The sequence below is a fragment of the Methylobacterium sp. 190mf genome (assembly GCF_900107945.1).
Taxonomy (GTDB): Bacteria; Pseudomonadota; Alphaproteobacteria; order Rhizobiales; family Beijerinckiaceae; genus Methylobacterium.
On record NZ_FNVI01000012.1, the window covers coordinates 80,243 to 97,068 of the forward strand.

Genomic DNA, 16,826 nt, shown 5'->3' on the forward strand with positions numbered 1-16,826 from the left:
GCGGAGTCCGGCCTCCGGCCATCCGCGCGGCACGACCTTCATCCTCGGGCGTCCTCGAGCGCTCAGTATTTGACCACCAGCGGTTCCGCCTGCGCGACCGGCGGCGGGGGCGGCAGCGGAACCGGCCCGAGGCCGCACCGGGCCGCGGCGTCCGGCGGCAGGAGCGGGTCGAGCAGGTTGCGGCGCGCGGCCAGCATCAGGATGGACCGCTCGGCCGAGACCGATTCCGGTGCCGGCGCGGCCGCGAACAGGTGCTCCAGCGCGAACCGGTAGCGGGCGAGCCGCAGGCCGGCCTCGAAGCGCACCCAGGCGATCAGGCAGCGGTTCTCGGCGACCCGCTGGACGGCATCCCGCACGGCGGCGTCGTCGAGGGTCTTGGCGAAGGGCAGGCTGCGCAGGCGAGCGGCATCCGCGTCGATGACGCGGGCGGCCAGCGCCACGAAGAGCGGGATCAGCCGCGCGTCGGCGGTCACGTCGTCGCTGAGCTTCCGGTAGCGGGAGACTGGGGAGCGGGACGGCTCCGCCGTCAGGGCCTCGTAATAGGCGCCGACTTCCTCGTAGCGCCACGTCGGCGGGAGCGCGTGGGCGCTGGCGAGGCCGAACACCGTGTCCTGGAAGGCCGTGAAGTTGCTGGCCGGCGCGACGAACCGCCACGCGCGGTCGCGCAGGGTCAGTTCGTCGTCGGTGAGGCCGGAATCGAGCAGGAGGCGCCCGCGATCCCGGGTGCTGAAGCTGCCCGTCGTGTCGATGAGCCCGTTCCAGACCCCCGTGCGCGGCCGGCCGAAATCGCCGCTCTGGGTGCAGGCCGCGAGCAGGGCGAGCGCGGCGCCGGCGGGGGCGAGGCGCAGCGCGGTGCGCGCGCGGTCGGGCTGCCGGCGATCCGGGGCTGACATGGGAGAACCGTCGGTGGTGTCGCGCGGCCGGGCTGACATGCGCGGGGACGTCCTCAGGACGCGAGGCGCTCGTAGCGCACGCCGAGGAACAGGAGGATCTCGCCGCGCCGCTCGCCGGAGCGCGGGATCCGGCAGGTCCGCCGCGACTCCGCGCCCGGGAACGGGATCAGGGTGGCGGACGGGGCCTGGGCGGCTCTGCGTGCCGGATCGGCGGCGGGCTTCGACGAACGGGCTTCGCCGGTCTCCAGCGGCTTGATGAGGGTCATGGTCTCCGGCTCCTGTCGGCGGTCCGAGCATCTGGCCCGGGCCCTTCGGAGGGCGTCGGCAAGGGCTACCGAAACAATCCAGCACGACGTGGTTAACGGAGTCTTTCCGGGCCCCCGCCGGGAATCGCGGTGCTGGCAGGAGTTGGCGCGTGAATTGCGTGGGTGTTCGCGCCCATGGCGGGCGTTTCCTCCCTTCGACTTGAGGCCCTGTCCGATCCGGACGGGGCCTTCTTATGTGCGGACGGCCCGCCGGGCGGCGGCGCTGTGCGACCCGCGCGCCACACCGCGGCGAAGCGTGGCCGCGACGTTGCCGCGCGGAACCCGTCGGGACCCTCGACGCTTGCCTACCGCCCGGCCCGACCGATATGCCGGGCACGGGCGATGGCGGGACCGCCGTGTCGGCTCTCCGCCCGATCGAGATTGAGGACACCGCTGAATGCGACTGGTTCCGGAACGATCCCTGCGCGCCTTCCGCCGCCGCGGCTTGGCTACTGCGGCGCTGGCGCTGTTCGCGCTGACCGCCGGCCCCGCCTACGCCCAGCGGGAGGATCAGGGCCTACAGCTCGGCTGCGCGAACGACTATTTCCGCCTCTGCGCGGGCGTCGATCCGAACAGCCAGGACGCGGATCGCTGCATGATGCGCAACCGCAAGCGCCTGTCCCCGGAATGCCGGGCGGCGATCGGCGACTACGACAAGCGCACGGGCAGCAAGTCCCTGTCCGACGATTGAGACGGGACCCGGTCGAGTTGCCCGCCGTTGGCGAGGGGCGTTTGGTATGAGCCTGACCGTCGCGGTCCAGATGGACCCGATCCAGAATATCCGGATCGCGGGTGACACCACCTTCGCCCTGCTGCTGGAGGCCCAGCGGCGGGGGCACGCGCTCGTCTACTACACGCCCGACCGGCTCTCGATGCAGGGCCGTCGCGTGACGGCCCGCGTCGAGCGGCTGACCGTGCAGGACGTCGAGGGCGCGCACTTCACCCTGGCGCCGCCGGAGCGGATCGACCTCGCCGAGGCGGACGTGGTGCTGATGCGCCAGGACCCGCCCTTCGACATGGCCTACATCACGGCCACCCACATGCTCGAGCGGATCCATCCGGAGACCCTCGTGGTCAACGATCCCTTCGAGGTGCGCAACGCGCCCGAGAAGCTGTTCGTCCTCGACTTCCCCGAGCTGATGCCGCCGACGCTGATCAGCCGCGACAAGGCGGAGATCGAGGCCTTCCGGCTGGAGCACGGGACCGTGGCGATGAAGCCGCTGCACGGGCACGGCGGCGCGGCCGTGTTCAAGGTCACCGAGAAAGACCCGAACTTCGGCTCGATGTTCGACCTGTTCGCCACGACCTTCCGGGAGGCCTGGGTCGTGCAGCGCTACCTCGACCGGGTCACCGAGGGCGACAAGCGCATCATCCTGGTCGACGGCGTCCCGATGGGGGCGGTCAACCGCGTGCCGGCCGCGAACGACATCCGCTCCAACATGGTGCGCGGTGGCGCCGCCTCCGCCTCCGAGCTCACCGACCGCGAGCGCGAGATCTGCGCCACGATCGGCCCGGAACTGGCGCGGCGGGGCCTGATCCTGGTAGGCATCGACGTGATCGACGGGCACCTCACCGAGATCAACGTCACCTCCCCCACCGGCATCCGGGCGATCCAGCGGCTCGGGGGCCCCGACCTGTCGGTCGCGGTCTGGGACGCGATCGAGGCCCGGATCGCGGCGCGCAAGGGCGTCTGACGGGGCGCGCTCAGGTCTCCGCGCGCGGGGTCGCGCTGAGCTCGGCCCAGTCGAATTCCTCCTCCAGCAGGTAGTAGGCGTCGTCGCCGATCCGCCCCTGGCGGCGCAGGGCGAGCACCGCGTCGCGGGCGGCCTCGACGGCGCGCCGCCGCGCGGCATCCGCCGGCAGGCTCTCCGGCGCCAAGCCCTCGTCGTGCGCCTCGGCCTCCGCGAGGGCCGCGCGGAACTCGGCGCGCAGGGCGTCGGTCGCCGGCTCGTTCTCGGCGTCGGCGAGGCTCTCCAGGGCGGCCTCGTAGGCCGCCGCGCGGGCCCAACCGGTCTCCCGGCCCACCGGATCATCGTCCTCCAGCCGCAGACGGGCGAGCAGCGGCCGCAGGGTCAGGCCCTGGATAATCAGGGTGCCGAGCACCGTGACGAAGGCGGTGACCACCACGAGATCCCGGTGCGGGAACTCGGCGGGCAGCGCCAGGGCGGCCGCCACGGTGACGATCCCGCGCATGCCCGCCCACGACAGGGCGATCCCCGGGCCCAGCCGCGCCGGGGCGCCGGCCTGCCGGAGGCCGAACCCGCGGATCCCTGTGGTCGGCATCACCCAGGCGAGGCGGGTCAGGACCACGGTGGCGAAGGTCGCGCCCGCGAGGATCAGCGCCTGCCACGCGTCCGCGCCGCTCAACCGGTCCCGGATCGGGTCGATCTGGATGCCGATCAGCACGAAGGCCAGGACGTTGAGCACGAACACCGCCGTGTCCCAGACCGCGTAGGAGATCACCCGGGCGCGGGGCGCGGTGACGCCGGGTGCCCGGCGGGCGACCGTCACCGCGAAGGTCACGATGGTCAGGACCCCCGACAGCTCCAGCCTCTCCGCGGCGAGCCAGATCCCGAAGGCGGCGACGAACTGGAGCACGATCGCGCTCGCCGGATCGGTCACGCGCCGGGTCACGGCCACGAACAGCAGGCCGAGGCAGGGGCCGACGACGAGGCTCGCGACCACGCCCAGGAGGAAGGCCGGCGCCACCTCCGCCGGGTGGAAGGTGCCGGCCATCGCGGCCGTCACGCCGAGCCGGTAGATCAGCAGCGAGGCCGCGTCGTTGAGCAGGCTCTCGCCGCGCAGGATCGTGGCGAGCCGGTGCGGCATCGGCGCGTGCTTGAGCACCGCCAGCGCCGCCACGGCGTCGGGCGGCGCGACCACGGCGCCGAGCACGATGCAGGCGGAGAGCGGCATGTCCGGCACGACGAGCCGCGCCACGACCGCGACCGCGACAGTCGTCACCGCCACGGCCCCGACCGCGAGCCCGAGCACCGCGCGCCAGTTCTCCTTCAGGTCCCGCACCGAGGCATCGAACCCGGCATCGAGCAGGACCGGGGCCAGGAACAGGGCGAGCGCCAGTTCGGGATCGAGCCGCAGGTTCGGGACGCCGGGCACGAAGGCGAGGCCGACGCCGCCCAGCGCCAGGAAGGCGGGATACGGCGCACCGAGCCGGCGCGCGACGCCGGCCAGGAGGACGGCGCCGAACAGGACGCCGACGACCCACTCGAAAATCAACATGCTGCTGAAAGAGGCGGAGGCCCGGGAGCGTTCCGGGTGCCGCGGTCGCAGGCCGGCTCAGTACTGCACGGTCGCGCGCAGGCCGAGCACCGCCGCGTTGCGCAGCCGGCGCCCGTCCGGACCGGCGACGCCGGCGCCCGGCCGGATGACGTACTGCGCGTCGGGCTGCACCGTGAAGCCCGGCACGACCACCGCCTGATAGGTCGCCTCGATCACCGCCTCGGCGCGGCGGCGCGGCATCGGCATCCCGGTGTAGAGGATCGTGTCCCGGTCGGCCCGCTGGGCGTCGTCGCCGATGCGGGCGTAGGCGAAGCTGAGGCCGACCGTGTCGTCGTCGCGCCCGTCGAGCAGGCCCTTGTAGGCGAGGCCGGTATCCACGTAGGCGTCGATCAGGCTGGAGCGGGTGGGCGACCACGCGGCGCGCACGAAGAAGCCCAGGCCCTCGTCGTCCTTGCCGGATTCCCGGTAGAGGGTCTGGTCGTAGATCGCGTAGAGGCCGGCATTGCCGCGCACCGGCCGGCCGATCCCGGTGGCGTTCGGGTCGGCCAGCGGCACGCCGGTGATGTCGAAGCGCAGGCTGTCGAACCGGCCGAAATGCTGCCAGCCGCCGAGGGTGATGTCCCCGGGCAATCCCCGGGCGCCGGGCGCGATGTTGTACGCGTAGGTGGCCTCGGCGATGACCAGGGCCGGATCGCGCAAGCGGAAATTCGTGCCCGTCCGGTCGAGGCGCTGCGCCTCCGGATCCCGACCGGGGCGGTTCGCGCCGGCCGGATCGCCGTCGTAGAGGCCGACCTGCAGGGAGAAGCCGTTGCCCGGCACGTACTTGGCCCGGATCGCCGGCGCCGCGAGCGGGTAGGCCGGGCCGCCGCTCGGCAGGTCGAGCCCGGTGATGGCCGGCCAGCCGAAGGTCGAGTTCACGAACAGGGTCGCGGTCTGGCTGACGAAGAACTCGGTATCGGCGGCCTGCTGGCCGATTCGGATCCCGAGCTTTCCGTCCATCAGGCTCTGGTCGAGCCAGAGAACGTAGAGCCGCGTCGACGGCAGCGCCTCGATGACACTCGTCGTGAGCAGGTTGCCGACATAGTAGCGCGACAGGCCGGTGCCGTGGATGAAGTAGGCGTTGGCGTGGACCGTCGCGCCCTGCCAGCCCGCGAGCCGGTCGAGGTCGAGGTTGAGGCGCAGGTTGAGGCGGTCCTCGACGATCGCGCCCTGCCGCAGGCCGCCGACCGGGTTGCCGAGCACGTCGACGATGTAGGTCAGGCTGTACTCGATGCCCCGCTCCTTCAGGACCGGGCGGATCCCCAGCGGATCGCCGAGCGGGCCGAGCGAGGGTTCGACCGAGCGGACGTAGCCGCCGGAGGCTTGGCTGGTGGTCTCCGGCTGGGAGACCGAGACGCGCGGATCGGCGCCCGCGCCCTCGAAGACCGAGGGCACGTGCTGCTGGGCCGCGGCGGGCACGGCCGACAGGGCCAGGGCAAACAGGGCTATGAGCTTCCGGACCATGGGCCGCTTGTCGGCGACAGTGCGGGCCGCAGGATAGCACGGCGTGCTGGTCGAGCACGCTCGACCTTTGCAGGAGCCGCGCGCTCGCCTAACCCTGCGGCCGGTACACCACAGGACCGTCGATGCCCGAGACCCCCGTCTTCACGTCCGCCGCCGTCGCCGCGCCCCACAGCCTCGCCGCCCAGGCGGGGCAGACCGTCCTGGCGCAGGGCGGCAACGCCATCGAGGCGATGGTGGCGATGGCCGCCTCCATCGCGGTGGTCTACCCGCACATGAACGGCATCGGCGGCGACGGCTTCTGGCTGGTGCGCGAGCGCGGCGGGCGGGTGCGCGGCATCGAGGCCTGCGGTCCGGCCGGGCGCCTCGCCACGATCCCGCGCTACCGCGAGAAGGGCTACGACGCGATCCCCGCCCGCGGCCCCGACGCGATGGTGACGGTCGCCGGCGCGGTGGGCGGCTGGCGCCTCGCCCTGGAGCTGGCGCGGGCGCTGGGCGGCCGCCTCCCGCTGGAGACCCTGCTGGCCGACGCGATCGCGCAGGCGCGGGCCGGCGTCCCGGTCTCCCCGTCGGAGGCGCGCTACGTGCCCCAGGAACTCGACACCCTCCACGACGCCCCGAACTTCGCGCGGACGTTCCTGAAGGACGGCAAGCCGTTCCCGGCCGGCGAGACCCGGAGCCTCCCGCTGCTCGCCGCCACCCTGGAGCAGCTCGCCCATACGGGCCTCGGCGACTTCTACCGCGGCGATATCGGCCGGGAGATCGCCGCCGACCTGGAGCGCCTCGGCGCGCCGGTCACCCGGGCGGATCTGGAATCCTTCGCGGCGGTCGAGCGGGCGCCCCTGTCGATCCGCCGCCGCGACGCGACGCTCTACAACTTCCCGCCGCCGACCCAGGGGCTCGCGGCGCTCCTGATCCTCGGGATCTTCGACCGTCTCAACATCGCCGAGCCCGAGACCACGGCCCATTACCACGGGCTGATCGAGGCGACGAAGCGGGCCTTCGCGATCCGCGACCGGGTGGTCACCGATTTCGCCCGCCTGCGGCACGATCCCGCCACCTTCCTGACCCCGGACCGGCTCGCCCGCGAGGCCGCGCTCGTCGACATGGGCCGCGCCGCCCGGGTGCCCCTGCCCGATCCCGGTCACGGCGACACGGTCTGGATGGGCGCCATCGACAAGGACGGCGTCGCCGTCTCCTACATCCAGTCGGTCTACTGGGAGTACGGCTCCGGCACGGTCCTGCCCGCCACCGGAATCTGCTGGCAGAACCGGGGCATGTCGTTCTCCCTCGACCCGAAGGCCGTGAATCCCCTGGAGCCGGGCCGGCGCCCCTTCCACACGCTGATCCCGGCGCTCGCCGCCTTCGACGACGGGCGGGTGATGAGCTACGGCAGCATGGGCGGCGACGGGCAGCCGCAGTTCCAGGCCCAGATCTTCACCCGCTACGCCGATTACGGGATGTCGGTGGCGGACGCGGTCGACGCGCCGCGCCTGCTCTACGGGCGCACCTGGGGCGCGCCCTCCCTCAGCGTGAAGGTGGAGGATCGGTTCGATCCGGCCTGCATCGCGGCCCTCGGCCGACTCGGCCACGAGATCGAGGAACTCGGCGGCTCCTACATCGACTCGCTCGGCCATGCCGGCATGCTGGTCCGCCATCCCCGGAACGGGCGGATCGAGGCGACCCACGACCCGCGCTCGGACGGCGGCGCGCTGGGTCTCTGATACCGTTTCCGATCGACCCTTCGGCGGCCGTCGCGCCGTTCGTCATCACGCGCGCAGCGCAGTGACCCAGGGCAGCGGGACGCCCCGGATCGTCGCGCGGGCTGGATCGCTTCGCTCCGCTCGCGAAGACGGTGAGAGCGAGCAGCGGCGCGGAACCTATCCCGCCTGGACGAGCCAGCAGGCGGCGCGCAGGCGCACGGCGCCGCCCGCCGCGTGCCGCCGGAGGGCCTCCGCCACGGCCGCCTCGGCGCGCGCCCGGAGATCCGGCGCGGCCTCGCGGACGAGATGGGAGCTCGGCCCGAGGTTCAGGGCGACGTGGGTGGCCGCCGCGACCGCTGCCGCGTCGGTCTCGCCCTGCCCGAGGACGATGTCCCGGTCGAGGGCATCGCAGGTCACGGCGTCGAACCCGGCGCTGCGCAGGAGCGCGACGAGCGGGTCGGCGTCGGCGAAGCGGAACGGACCCGGCGTGTCGGGCTGCGGCGGCGGCGGCACCTCCGGCAGGAGCGGCAGCACCGCGTCGCGCGGCACGCCGACCCACAGGTTCTCGGCGAGGGGCCGCCAGCACAGGAATGTCATCCGGCCGCCCGGCCGAAGCATCCGGCGCACGTTGGCGAAGGCGCGGGCGGAATCCGCGAAGAACATCACGCCGAACCGCGACACGACGTGGTCGAACCGGCCGAGATCGGCCGTCTCGACATCGGCCTCGACGAACCGGAGCGACGCGCTCGCGGGGGCCTCCGCCTCGGCGCGCTCCCGCCCCACGGCGAGGAGCGGCGCCGAGATGTCGGCGCCCGTCACGCTCCCGGCGGGCCCGACCCGGCGCGCGGCCTCCAGGGTCGTGGCGCCCGCGCCGCAGCCGATGTCGAGTACCGTCTCGCCCGGGGCGAGCCCCGCGCGGGCGAAGAGCGCCTCCGTCAGCGGGACGAACATCGCGTCGAGGACGGCCTGATTGCGCGCCCAGCGCGTACCGACCTCGCCGTTCCAGTACTCGGCCTGGGTGATGCCGCCCGCCATGGTGCGCTCCGTCAGGCGGTCGTCGCGGCGACCGACAGGTCCGGCTTGTGGTTGAGGGTCTGGAACACGACGCAGTAGCGCTCGGTCAGCTTCAGGAGCTGCGCGAGCTTGTCCTCCGGCGCGTCGGTGTCGAGCTCGAAGAACAGGCGGATGTTGCGGAAGCCCACCGGCGCCTCCTTGTCGACCCCGAGGGTGCCGCGGAAATCGAGGTCGCCCTCGGCGCTGACCGTGCCGGCGCGCAGCGGGATCTCCAGGGCGGTCGCCACCGCCTTGAGCGTCACGCCCGCGCAGGCGACCAGCGCCTCCAGCAGCATGTCGCCCGAGCACAGCTCCGCGCCCGAGCCGCCCGTGGCCGGATGCAGCCCGGCCTCCGCGATGGCGCGGCCCGTCTCGACCTTGCAGGCGATCTTGGTGTCGTCCAACGTGCCCCTGGCCTTCAAGGTGATGACCGCCGCGTCCGGCGCGGTGCGGTACTTGTCCTTGATCGGAGCCTGGAGGGCTCGCAGCGCGGTGGCGTCCATGGCGTCGTCCTCTCGATGATGTCGCCCGATCTCGGGCAGCCGGATCGGGTTCTCGATGCGCGAAACGCCTTAGCAGGTTGTCGCGACGCCCTCACCGTCTTTGCGAGCGCAGCGAAGCAATCCAGCGTGGCGCCACGATCCCAGGGGTCGTGCCGCCCTGCCCAGCTTCGCTGCGCTCGCAGAGACGAAGGGTGTCCGCAGCCGCGTGTTGGGCCCGCAGATATGAGAATTGGCGCGATCACCGAGAAGCGCCCGCGCTCAACCGATCAGGGCGGCCACGGCCTCCGCGAGGGCGTCGACCTGGGCCTCGTCGTGGGCGGCCGAGAATGCGACCCGCAGCCGCGCGGTGCCGGCCGGCACGGTCGGCGGGCGGATCGCCACCACGAGGTAGCCCTTCACCTCCAACGCCGCCGAGATGTCGAGCGCCGCCTGCGCCTCGCCGACCAGGACCGGCACGACCGCGCTCTCGGCCTCCGGCAGGCCCAGGCGGGCGGTGAAGCGCCGGGCGAGGGCGAGCGGACGGGCCCGGCGCTCTGGCTCCGCCTCCAGGATCGCCAGCGCCTCCAGGGCCGCGGCGGCCGAGGCCGGTGGCAGCCCGGTGGTGTAGACGAAGCTGCGGGCGCGGCTCGTCATCAGGTCGATGACCGGGCGCGAGGCGCAGAGATAGCCGCCGTACGAGCCGAGCGCCTTCGAAAGGGTGCCCATCTCCAGGGGCGCCCGCGGTCCGTCCTCGACCACGCCGATGCCGTGGGCGTCGTCCACCAGCGTCCAGGCGTCGAAGGATTCGGCGATGCCTAGGATGTCGCCGAGGGGCGCCCGGTCGCCGTCCATGCTGAACACGCGCTCGGTCAGCACGAGGGCGCGCCCGTGGTGCGGCCGGTGCTCGGCGAGCCGCGCCGCGAGGTCGCCGGGATCGTTGTGGCGGAAGGTCAGGACCCGCGCGCCCGAGAGCCGCGCGCCCGCCCACATGCAGGCGTGGGACAGCTCGTCGAGCAGGACGAGGTCGCCCCGCCCGGCGAGCGCCGGGGTGATGCCGAGATTGGCGAGGTAGCCGCTGCCGAAGACCAGAGCGGCCTCCGTGCCCTTGTGACGCGCGAGGCCGGCTTCCAGGGCGCCGAGATAGGGGTGGTCGCCGGTCACGAGCCGCGACCCGCCCGACCCCGCGCCGTGGCTCGCGACCGCGGCCCGGGCCGCCGCGATCACCCGCGGGTGATGCGAGAGGCCGAGATAGTCGTTGCACGAGAAGGAGACGAGCGCCCGTCCCCGCCGCGCCGCCGCGGCGCCGGCGCCGCGCTCCGTCGGCACCAGCTTGCGGCGCAGGCTGCCGGCCTCGAGGGCGTCGAGTTTCCCGGTGGCGAAGGCGTCGAGGCTGTCCATGGAGACGGGGATGGGCGGTGCCGCGCGGACAATGTCAAGCGGCGGGTGCCGGTCCTTGACCCCCGTCCGTGGCCCCACCATGCCAGGCGCATGACCCTCGAAACGCCCGCAGGCCATCTCTGGCGGCCCTACACGCAGATGCGCCGCGCGGCGCCGCCCCTGGAGGTGGTCGCGACCCAGGGCACCCGCATCCGCCTCGCCGACGGGCGCGAGCTCGTGGACGGCATCGCCTCCTGGTGGACTGCGGTGCACGGCTACAATCACCCACACATAGCGGGCGCGGTGGCCGACCAGCTCGCGCGCATGCCCCACGTGATGTTCGGCGGCCTCACCCACGCGCCGGCGGAGGCCTTGGCCCGGCGGCTCGCCGCCCTGCTGCCGGGCGATCTCGACCACGTCTTCCTCAGCGATTCGGGCTCGGTCGCCGTGGAGGTCGCGCTCAAGATGGCGGCGCAGATGTGGATCAACCGCGGCGTGAGCGGGCGGACGAAGGTCCTCGCGTTCCGCGGCGGCTACCACGGCGACACGATGGGGGCGATGTCGGTCTGCGACCCCGAGGAGGGCATGCATCGCCGCTTCGGTGCCTACCTGCCGAGCCAGATCTTCTGCGACCTGCCGCGCAGCGCGGCCGAGACCGCGGCGCTCGACGCGGCCCTGGCGGCCCATCGCGACACCCTGGCGGCGGTGATCGTCGAGCCGCTGGTGCAGGGGGCCGGCGGGATGCGGACGCACCCGCCGGAGGTGCTGGCGACGGTCGCCGGGCTGGCGCGCCGCCACGGGCTGCCGCTCATCGCCGACGAGATCTTCACCGGCTTCGGGCGCACCGGCAGCCTGTTCGCCTGCGAGCAGGCGGGGATCGTGCCCGACATCCTGTGCCTGTCGAAGGCGCTCACGGGCGGCACGATGGCGCTCGCCGCCACGATCGCCCGCACGGAGGTGTTCGCGGCGTTCTGGTCCGAGGATCCGGCGGCGGCGCTGATGCACGGCCCGACCTTCATGGCCAACCCTCTCGCCTGCGCGGCGGCCAATGCCAGCCTCGACCTGTTCGAGACCGAGCCGCGCCTGAGCCAGGCCCGCGCCGTCGCGGAGCGCCTCGCCGCGGGGCTGGAGCCGCTGCGGCGTGTGCCCGGCGTGGCCGATGTCCGGGTCCTCGGGGCCATCGGCGCGGTCCAGTTCGCGCGGGCGCCCGATCTGGCCGTCCTGAAGGCGGAACTGCTCGCCCGCGGCGTCTGGGTGCGGCCCTTCGGCGACATCGTCTACCTCACCCCCGCGCTCACGATCGGTGCGGCGGATCTCGACCGGCTCGTCGAGGCCGTCGCCGGGGTGGTGACCGAGCTGGCGCCGGCATCGACATGAGGGCCGCGCGTTCCACTTTCCCGTGACGAGCCCCCGTGCCGGCCTGCAACCCGGGACCGTTTCTGCCGTTGGGCCTACGGCTGGAGATGCGTGCGGCGGCCCGCGCGGCCGGGTGCTGCCGAAGGGAGTACACAGTGGCGAGCGAGCAGACGGGTTCGAGCGGCGATCGGCCGGTAATCCTCCTCGTCGAGGACGAGGCGCTGACGATCATGGACCTCGGGGACGTGCTGGAGGAAGGCGGCTACGACACCGTCCAGTGCGCCTCGGCCGAGCGGGCGCTCAGCATCCTGCAGGCGCGCCCGGACATCTGCGGGCTGGTCACGGACGTGCAGCTCTCGGGCAAGACCGACGGCTTCGACCTCGCGAGCTCCGTGGCCGAGGCGCGGCCGCAACTGCCGATCCTGATCGTGTCCGGGCGCGCGGCCCCGGACCCGGCCCGCATGCCCGAGCATGCCGAGTTCATCGCCCGTCCCTGCACCGGCGAGGACATCCTGGACCGTCTCCAGCGACTCATGCACTGCTGAGCGGGCCTCCGCGCCAGCCCCGTCATCGCACCGTCACCGGTCGGCGCCACAGGGACCTGGGCGGCCGCTTGATGGGGGTGGACGGTGCAGATTCAGGATCGTCCGGCGGCCGCCGGCTCTAATTCGGGCGCTCCGGTGGGCGACAAGCAGAAGCGCGATCATCAGGACGAGGCCGCGGTGTTCGGACTCCCGTCCAAGAAGCTGAGGCCGCCAGGCGTGCGCAGCGTCGGCTGGGCGCTGGTGCAGGCGGCGCGCCTGCACCGGGCACGGACCGGCGACCGTCTGGCGAAGCTCGGCCTGTTCGCCGGCCAGGAGCAGGTGGTGCAGGCGCTCGCAGCGGCCGGCACGATGACGATGGGCGATCTCGCCGCGCTGCTGCGCGTCCGGCCGCCCACCGCCTCCAAGACCGTCACGCGGCTCGCGGCCCTCGGCATCGTCGAGCGCCGGGCCGAATCGGGCGACGGCCGTGTGGTGCGGGTCCAGCTCACGGAGACCGGCAGGGCCAAGGCCGAGGCCATCGAGCGGATCCAGGAGGAGGTCGAGGCCGAGTTGCTCGACCACCTCGACAAGACCGACCGCCGCCGCCTCCGGAAGCTCCTGCGCAAGGCGGCCCGCGGCCTCGCGGAGGCGGCCGGCGCATCCGGTCAGACGACCGAGGCGGATGCCGAGATCGAGGCCGAGGACGAGGCAGAGGCGCTGGCCACCTGACCGTCGCCCTCAGGCCGCGCTGCGCCAGGTCGGGAACGGGTCCGGCAGGCCGCGATAGGGCGCGGGATCGAACGGCGCCCGGTCCGCGCCGGTCTCGATCAGGCAGGCGTCCAGCGCTGCCGTGAGCGCCGCGGCGTCCATGCCGGTGCCGATGAAGACCAGCTCCTGGCGCCGGTCGCCCCAGACCTCGCTCCAGACGTCCCGGAGCCGCGCCTGGAACTCGGGCGCCTCCGGCCAGCGCCGCCGCGGCACGGCCGACCACCAGAACCCCATCGCCGAGACCCGGGCCACGGCGCCCGCCAGGGAGAACTCGCCGACCCAGTCCGGCCGGGTCGCGAGCCAGAAGTGGCCCTTCGCGCGGATCAGACCCGGCCACGTGGCGTTGACGAAGGCGTTGAAGCGCTCCGGGTCGAAGGGCCGCCGGGCCCGGTAGACGAAGGAGGCGATGCCGTACTCCTCGGTTTCCGGCACGTGCGCGTGGGCGCCGTAGAGTTCCTTGAACCAGAGCGGGTGCTGCTGCGCCTTCTCCTCGTCGAAGAGGCCGGTGTCGAGGATCTCGGCGAGCGGCGCGCGCCCGTGATCGGTCTCGAGGATGCGGGCATCGGCGTTCAGGCCGCGCACGACGGAGCGCACCAGCGCGAGGTGCTCGGCCGGCACGTCGCGCGCCTTGTTGATGACCACCACGTCGGCGAACTCGATCTGCTCCACGAGCAGGTCCACGAGCGTGCGCGTGTCCTCGGCGCCCGCCGTCTCGCCGCGCTCGCGCAGGAAGGCGGCCGAGCCGTAATCCTTCAGCAGATTCACCGCGTCGACCACGGTCACCATCGTGTCGAGGCGGGCGAGATCCGAGAGCGACCGGCCGGCCTCGTCGCGGAACGAGAAGGTCGATGCGACCGGCAGCGGCTCGGCGATGCCGGTCCCCTCGATCAGCAGGTAGTCGAACCGCCCCGTCTCCGACAGCCGCCGGACCTCGGCGAGCAGGTCGTCGCGCAGGGTGCAGCAGATGCAGCCGTTGGTCATCTCGACCAGGGTCTCGTCGGTCCGGGACAGGTCGGCGCCCCCGGCGCGGACCAGATCGGCGTCGATGTTCACCTCGCTCATGTCGTTCACGATGACCGCGACGCGGCGGCCGTCGCGATTGTTGAGCACGTGATTGAGCAGGGTCGTCTTCCCGGCCCCGAGGAAGCCGGACAGGACGGTAACGGGAAGGCGGGTGTCGCGCTGGGTCATGGCGCGATCAAAATGTTATAACGTTTCAAAGTCAACCGGCGTCTTGAGCTTGTGCGGGCGCGCCGCCCGGATCGCTGTTGCAACGATGTAACGTTTCTCGGCCGTGTCCGACACCGGCGGGATTAACGCTTGCACCGGACCGAGGCACCGCAACAATGAAACGATATAACACTGTGTGAGTCTCGATGCTTCCCTCGCGCCGCTTCGGCTTCCTCGCCAGCACGGTCCTGTCCTCGACCGTCTGCGCCGGCCTCCTCACGCCCTCCGCCGCGCGGGCGCAGCAGGCCGTCGCCCTCGACGAGATCAGCGTCACCAGCCCGAGCCCGATCCAGCCGTCGCGCGGCGCGGTCGCGGCGGATGCGGCGGTGCCGATCGGCGTCCTGCCGGTGGCGACCAACACGTTCTCACCGGTGACGGTGGTGACCCAGGACCAGATCGCGCGCGACCAGCCCCGGACCCTGGGCGATGCCCTGTTCGACCGTCCGGGCATCTCGGGCACGACCTACGCGCCGGGTGCGGCCTCGCGACCGATCATCCGCGGCCTCGACAATGCCCGGGTGCGGATCCAGGAGAACGGCATCGTCAACGGCGGCGTGTCCGACCTCGGCGAGGATCACGCCGTGCCGGTGAACCCGCTGGTCTCCGACCGGATCGAGGTGATCCGCGGTCCCGCGACCCTGCGCTACGGCTCGGGGGCCATCGGCGGCGTCGTCTCGGCCGACAACAACCGGGTCCCGACCTTCATCCCGGCGAACGGGGTGCAGGGGCAGGTCACCAGCGGCTTCTCCAGCGTGGATAACGGCCGACTCGGGGCCGCCACGGTGGACGCCGGCGGCGACGGCATTGCGGTCCACGCCGACGGCTTCAAGACCGCCAACGACAGCTACGCGATTCCCGGCGGGATCCAGCGCAACTCGTACAACGAGTCGCAGGGCGGCGCGGTCGGCATCTCGGCGATCGGCGACCGCGGCTTCGTGGGCATCTCCTTCAGCCACTACGACGCGGTCTACGCGATCCCCGGCGGCGTCGCCGAGCAGGACCGGACCCGCCTGACCCCGAACCAGGACCGAATCCTGTCGCGGGGCGAGTACCGTCCGCTCGACGGGCCCTTCGAGGTGATCCGCTACTGGGCGGGCTACTCGGTCTACCGCCACAACGAGGTCGGGATCGGCGACGACGGGATCGAGGGCGTCCAGGCGATCTTCAAGAACCGCGAGGCCGAGGGCCGCCTGGAACTCCAGCACGTCCCGGTCATCACGGAGTTCGGCAGGCTCACCGGCGCTCTGGGCTTCCAGTCGGACCGGCGCGTGATCAACACGCAGCTCGAATCGTTCCTGCCGAAGACGGAGTCGCGCGCGAACGCGGTCTACCTCTTCGAGGAGCTGGAACTGCGCCCGAGCACGCGGCTGCAGGCGGCCGGGCGCTACGAGGTCGACCGGCTGTCGAGCACAGCGGCGCAGTTCCCCGCCGACTACGTGCCGGTCGACGGCCAGGAGCCGTTCCAGTACGCCCGGACCCGGCGCTTCGCCCCGAAGAGCGCCAGCATCGGCGCCCTGCAGGACCTGCCCTACGGCTTCGTGGCGAGCCTCACCGGCTCCTACGTCGAGCGCGGGCCCACGGGCTACGAGCTGTTCTCGCAGGGCCCGCACGACGCCACCGCGACCTTCGAGATCGGCAACCCGAACCTCAAGAAGGAGCGCGCCCGGACCGTCGAGGCCAGCATCCGGCGGGCCGAGGGGCCGTTCCGCCTGGACGCCACCGGCTACTTCACCCGCTACACCGGCTTCATCTACCGGAACTACACGGGTCTGACCTGCGACGACGACTTCGCCTCCTGCGGCGTCGGCACCGACAACCGGCAGATCGTCTACCAGCAGCAGAACGCGACCTTCTACGGCGCCGAGATCATCGGCCAGTACGACCTCGTGCCGGTGGGCAACGGCTTCGCCGGCGTCGAGGCGCAGTTCGACTTCGTCCGCGCCCAGTTCGACAACGGCGCGAACGTGCCGCGCATCCCGCCCTACCGGCTCGGCGGCGGCGTCTACCTGCGGGCCGACGGGTGGTTCGCGCGGGTGAACCTGCTCCATGCCTTCAGCCACGACGCCACGGCCGTGTACGAGACGCCGACCCCCGGCTACGACGACCTGCGCGCCGAACTGAGCTACACCAAGGCCGTCGATCCCGCGGTCTACGGGGCGAGCGCGATCACCCTCGGCCTCCAGGGCCGCAACCTCCTGAACGACGATATCCGCAACTCGACCTCGTTCAAGAAGGACGAGATCCTGCTGCCGGGGCGGAACGTGCGGCTGTTCCTGACGGCGCGGTTCTAGGGCCGGACATCAGGCCGCGTGATCGTGATGATGCTCGAGAGGGATGGATCATCGCCGGTCCGCTTCCGGACGGCGCTGTTTGGCCGGGCGCCGCTGCTCCGCCC

At 72.7% G+C, this 16,826-nt stretch carries 15 protein-coding genes; 7 read left to right on the forward strand and 8 right to left on the reverse strand.

The genetic code is table 11. The annotated features are described in order from the left end of the window. Positions 1-62 precede the first annotated feature (62 nt). Both C4T42_RS15900 and C4T42_RS15905 read right to left on the reverse strand, forming a co-directional pair. On the reverse strand, positions 63-893 hold the full coding sequence (locus tag C4T42_RS15900) for a hypothetical protein (RefSeq protein ID WP_103985404.1): 831 nt from the start codon (positions 891-893) through the stop codon (positions 63-65). 53 nt (positions 894-946) lie between these two features. Further along, on the reverse strand, positions 947-1,159 hold the full coding sequence (locus C4T42_RS15905) for a hypothetical protein (RefSeq protein ID WP_056525564.1): 213 nt from the start codon (positions 1,157-1,159) through the stop codon (positions 947-949). Between the two features lie 436 nt (positions 1,160-1,595). Here C4T42_RS15905 and C4T42_RS15910 point away from each other — a divergent pair, with 436 nt between their 5' ends. After that, the gene (locus C4T42_RS15910; RefSeq protein ID WP_020093681.1) at positions 1,596-1,889 is read left to right on the forward strand and encodes a hypothetical protein; all 294 of its coding nucleotides are present in this window, start codon (positions 1,596-1,598) and stop codon (positions 1,887-1,889) included. A gap of 46 nt (positions 1,890-1,935) precedes the next feature. Next, the gene (gene gshB, locus C4T42_RS15915; protein WP_103985405.1) at positions 1,936-2,892 is read left to right on the forward strand and encodes a glutathione synthase; all 957 of its coding nucleotides are present in this window, start codon (positions 1,936-1,938) and stop codon (positions 2,890-2,892) included. Between the two features lie 10 nt (positions 2,893-2,902). On the opposite strand, the gene C4T42_RS15920 is transcribed toward gshB, so the two are convergent. Together C4T42_RS15920 and C4T42_RS15925 are read right to left on the reverse strand one after the other, a co-directional pair. Further along, entirely contained in the window at positions 2,903-4,438 is a 1,536-nt protein-coding gene (locus tag C4T42_RS15920; protein ID WP_042674088.1) for a sodium:proton antiporter, read from the reverse strand. Between the two features lie 57 nt (positions 4,439-4,495). After that, complete coding sequence (locus tag C4T42_RS15925; protein ID WP_103985406.1) at positions 4,496-5,941, reverse strand: carbohydrate porin; 1,446 nt, start codon at positions 5,939-5,941, stop codon at positions 4,496-4,498. 122 nt (positions 5,942-6,063) lie between these two features. Between C4T42_RS15925 and C4T42_RS15930 the strand changes: the two genes are divergently transcribed. Next, positions 6,064-7,662, forward strand: a complete 1,599-nt coding sequence (locus C4T42_RS15930) for a gamma-glutamyltransferase family protein (protein ID WP_103985407.1) — start codon at positions 6,064-6,066, stop codon at positions 7,660-7,662. 156 nt (positions 7,663-7,818) lie between these two features. On the opposite strand, the gene C4T42_RS15935 is transcribed toward C4T42_RS15930, so the two are convergent. The 3 genes from C4T42_RS15935 to C4T42_RS15945 all read right to left on the reverse strand — a co-directional run bounded on the left by C4T42_RS15935 (position 7,819) and on the right by C4T42_RS15945 (position 10,574). Further along, positions 7,819-8,676 (reverse strand): methyltransferase domain-containing protein, encoded by an 858-nt coding sequence (locus C4T42_RS15935; RefSeq protein WP_103985408.1) that lies wholly within the window; start codon positions 8,674-8,676, stop codon positions 7,819-7,821. A gap of 11 nt (positions 8,677-8,687) precedes the next feature. Next, positions 8,688-9,197: an OsmC family protein gene (locus C4T42_RS15940; protein ID WP_103985409.1), complete on the reverse strand. Its 510-nt coding sequence runs from the start codon at positions 9,195-9,197 to the stop codon at positions 8,688-8,690. Positions 9,198-9,455: 258 nt separating this feature from the next. Continuing rightward, on the reverse strand, positions 9,456-10,574 hold the full coding sequence (locus C4T42_RS15945) for an 8-amino-7-oxononanoate synthase (RefSeq protein ID WP_103985410.1): 1,119 nt from the start codon (positions 10,572-10,574) through the stop codon (positions 9,456-9,458). Positions 10,575-10,664: 90 nt separating this feature from the next. Here C4T42_RS15945 and C4T42_RS15950 point away from each other — a divergent pair, with 90 nt between their 5' ends. The 3 genes from C4T42_RS15950 to C4T42_RS15960 all read left to right on the forward strand — a co-directional run bounded on the left by C4T42_RS15950 (position 10,665) and on the right by C4T42_RS15960 (position 13,162). After that, positions 10,665-11,930, forward strand: coding sequence for an adenosylmethionine--8-amino-7-oxononanoate transaminase (locus C4T42_RS15950; RefSeq protein ID WP_042674098.1), 1,266 nt, complete (start codon positions 10,665-10,667; stop codon positions 11,928-11,930). A 134-nt stretch (positions 11,931-12,064) separates the two neighbouring features. Next, positions 12,065-12,454, forward strand: coding sequence for a response regulator (locus C4T42_RS15955; RefSeq protein ID WP_020093672.1), 390 nt, complete (start codon positions 12,065-12,067; stop codon positions 12,452-12,454). Between the two features lie 135 nt (positions 12,455-12,589). Beyond that, positions 12,590-13,162 carry a MarR family transcriptional regulator gene (locus tag C4T42_RS15960; RefSeq protein WP_042674525.1) on the forward strand — a complete coding sequence of 191 codons (573 nt, stop codon included), beginning with the start codon at positions 12,590-12,592 and terminating at the stop codon, positions 13,160-13,162. 9 nt (positions 13,163-13,171) lie between these two features. On the opposite strand, the gene zigA is transcribed toward C4T42_RS15960, so the two are convergent. Further along, positions 13,172-14,392 carry a zinc metallochaperone GTPase ZigA gene (gene zigA / locus C4T42_RS15965; protein ID WP_042674521.1) on the reverse strand — a complete coding sequence of 407 codons (1,221 nt, stop codon included), beginning with the start codon at positions 14,390-14,392 and terminating at the stop codon, positions 13,172-13,174. 185 nt (positions 14,393-14,577) lie between these two features. On the opposite strand from zigA, the gene C4T42_RS15970 reads away from it, so the two are divergent. Further along, complete coding sequence (locus C4T42_RS15970; protein WP_181049175.1) at positions 14,578-16,722, forward strand: TonB-dependent receptor; 2,145 nt, start codon at positions 14,578-14,580, stop codon at positions 16,720-16,722. The last annotated feature ends 104 nt before the right edge of the window (positions 16,723-16,826 follow it).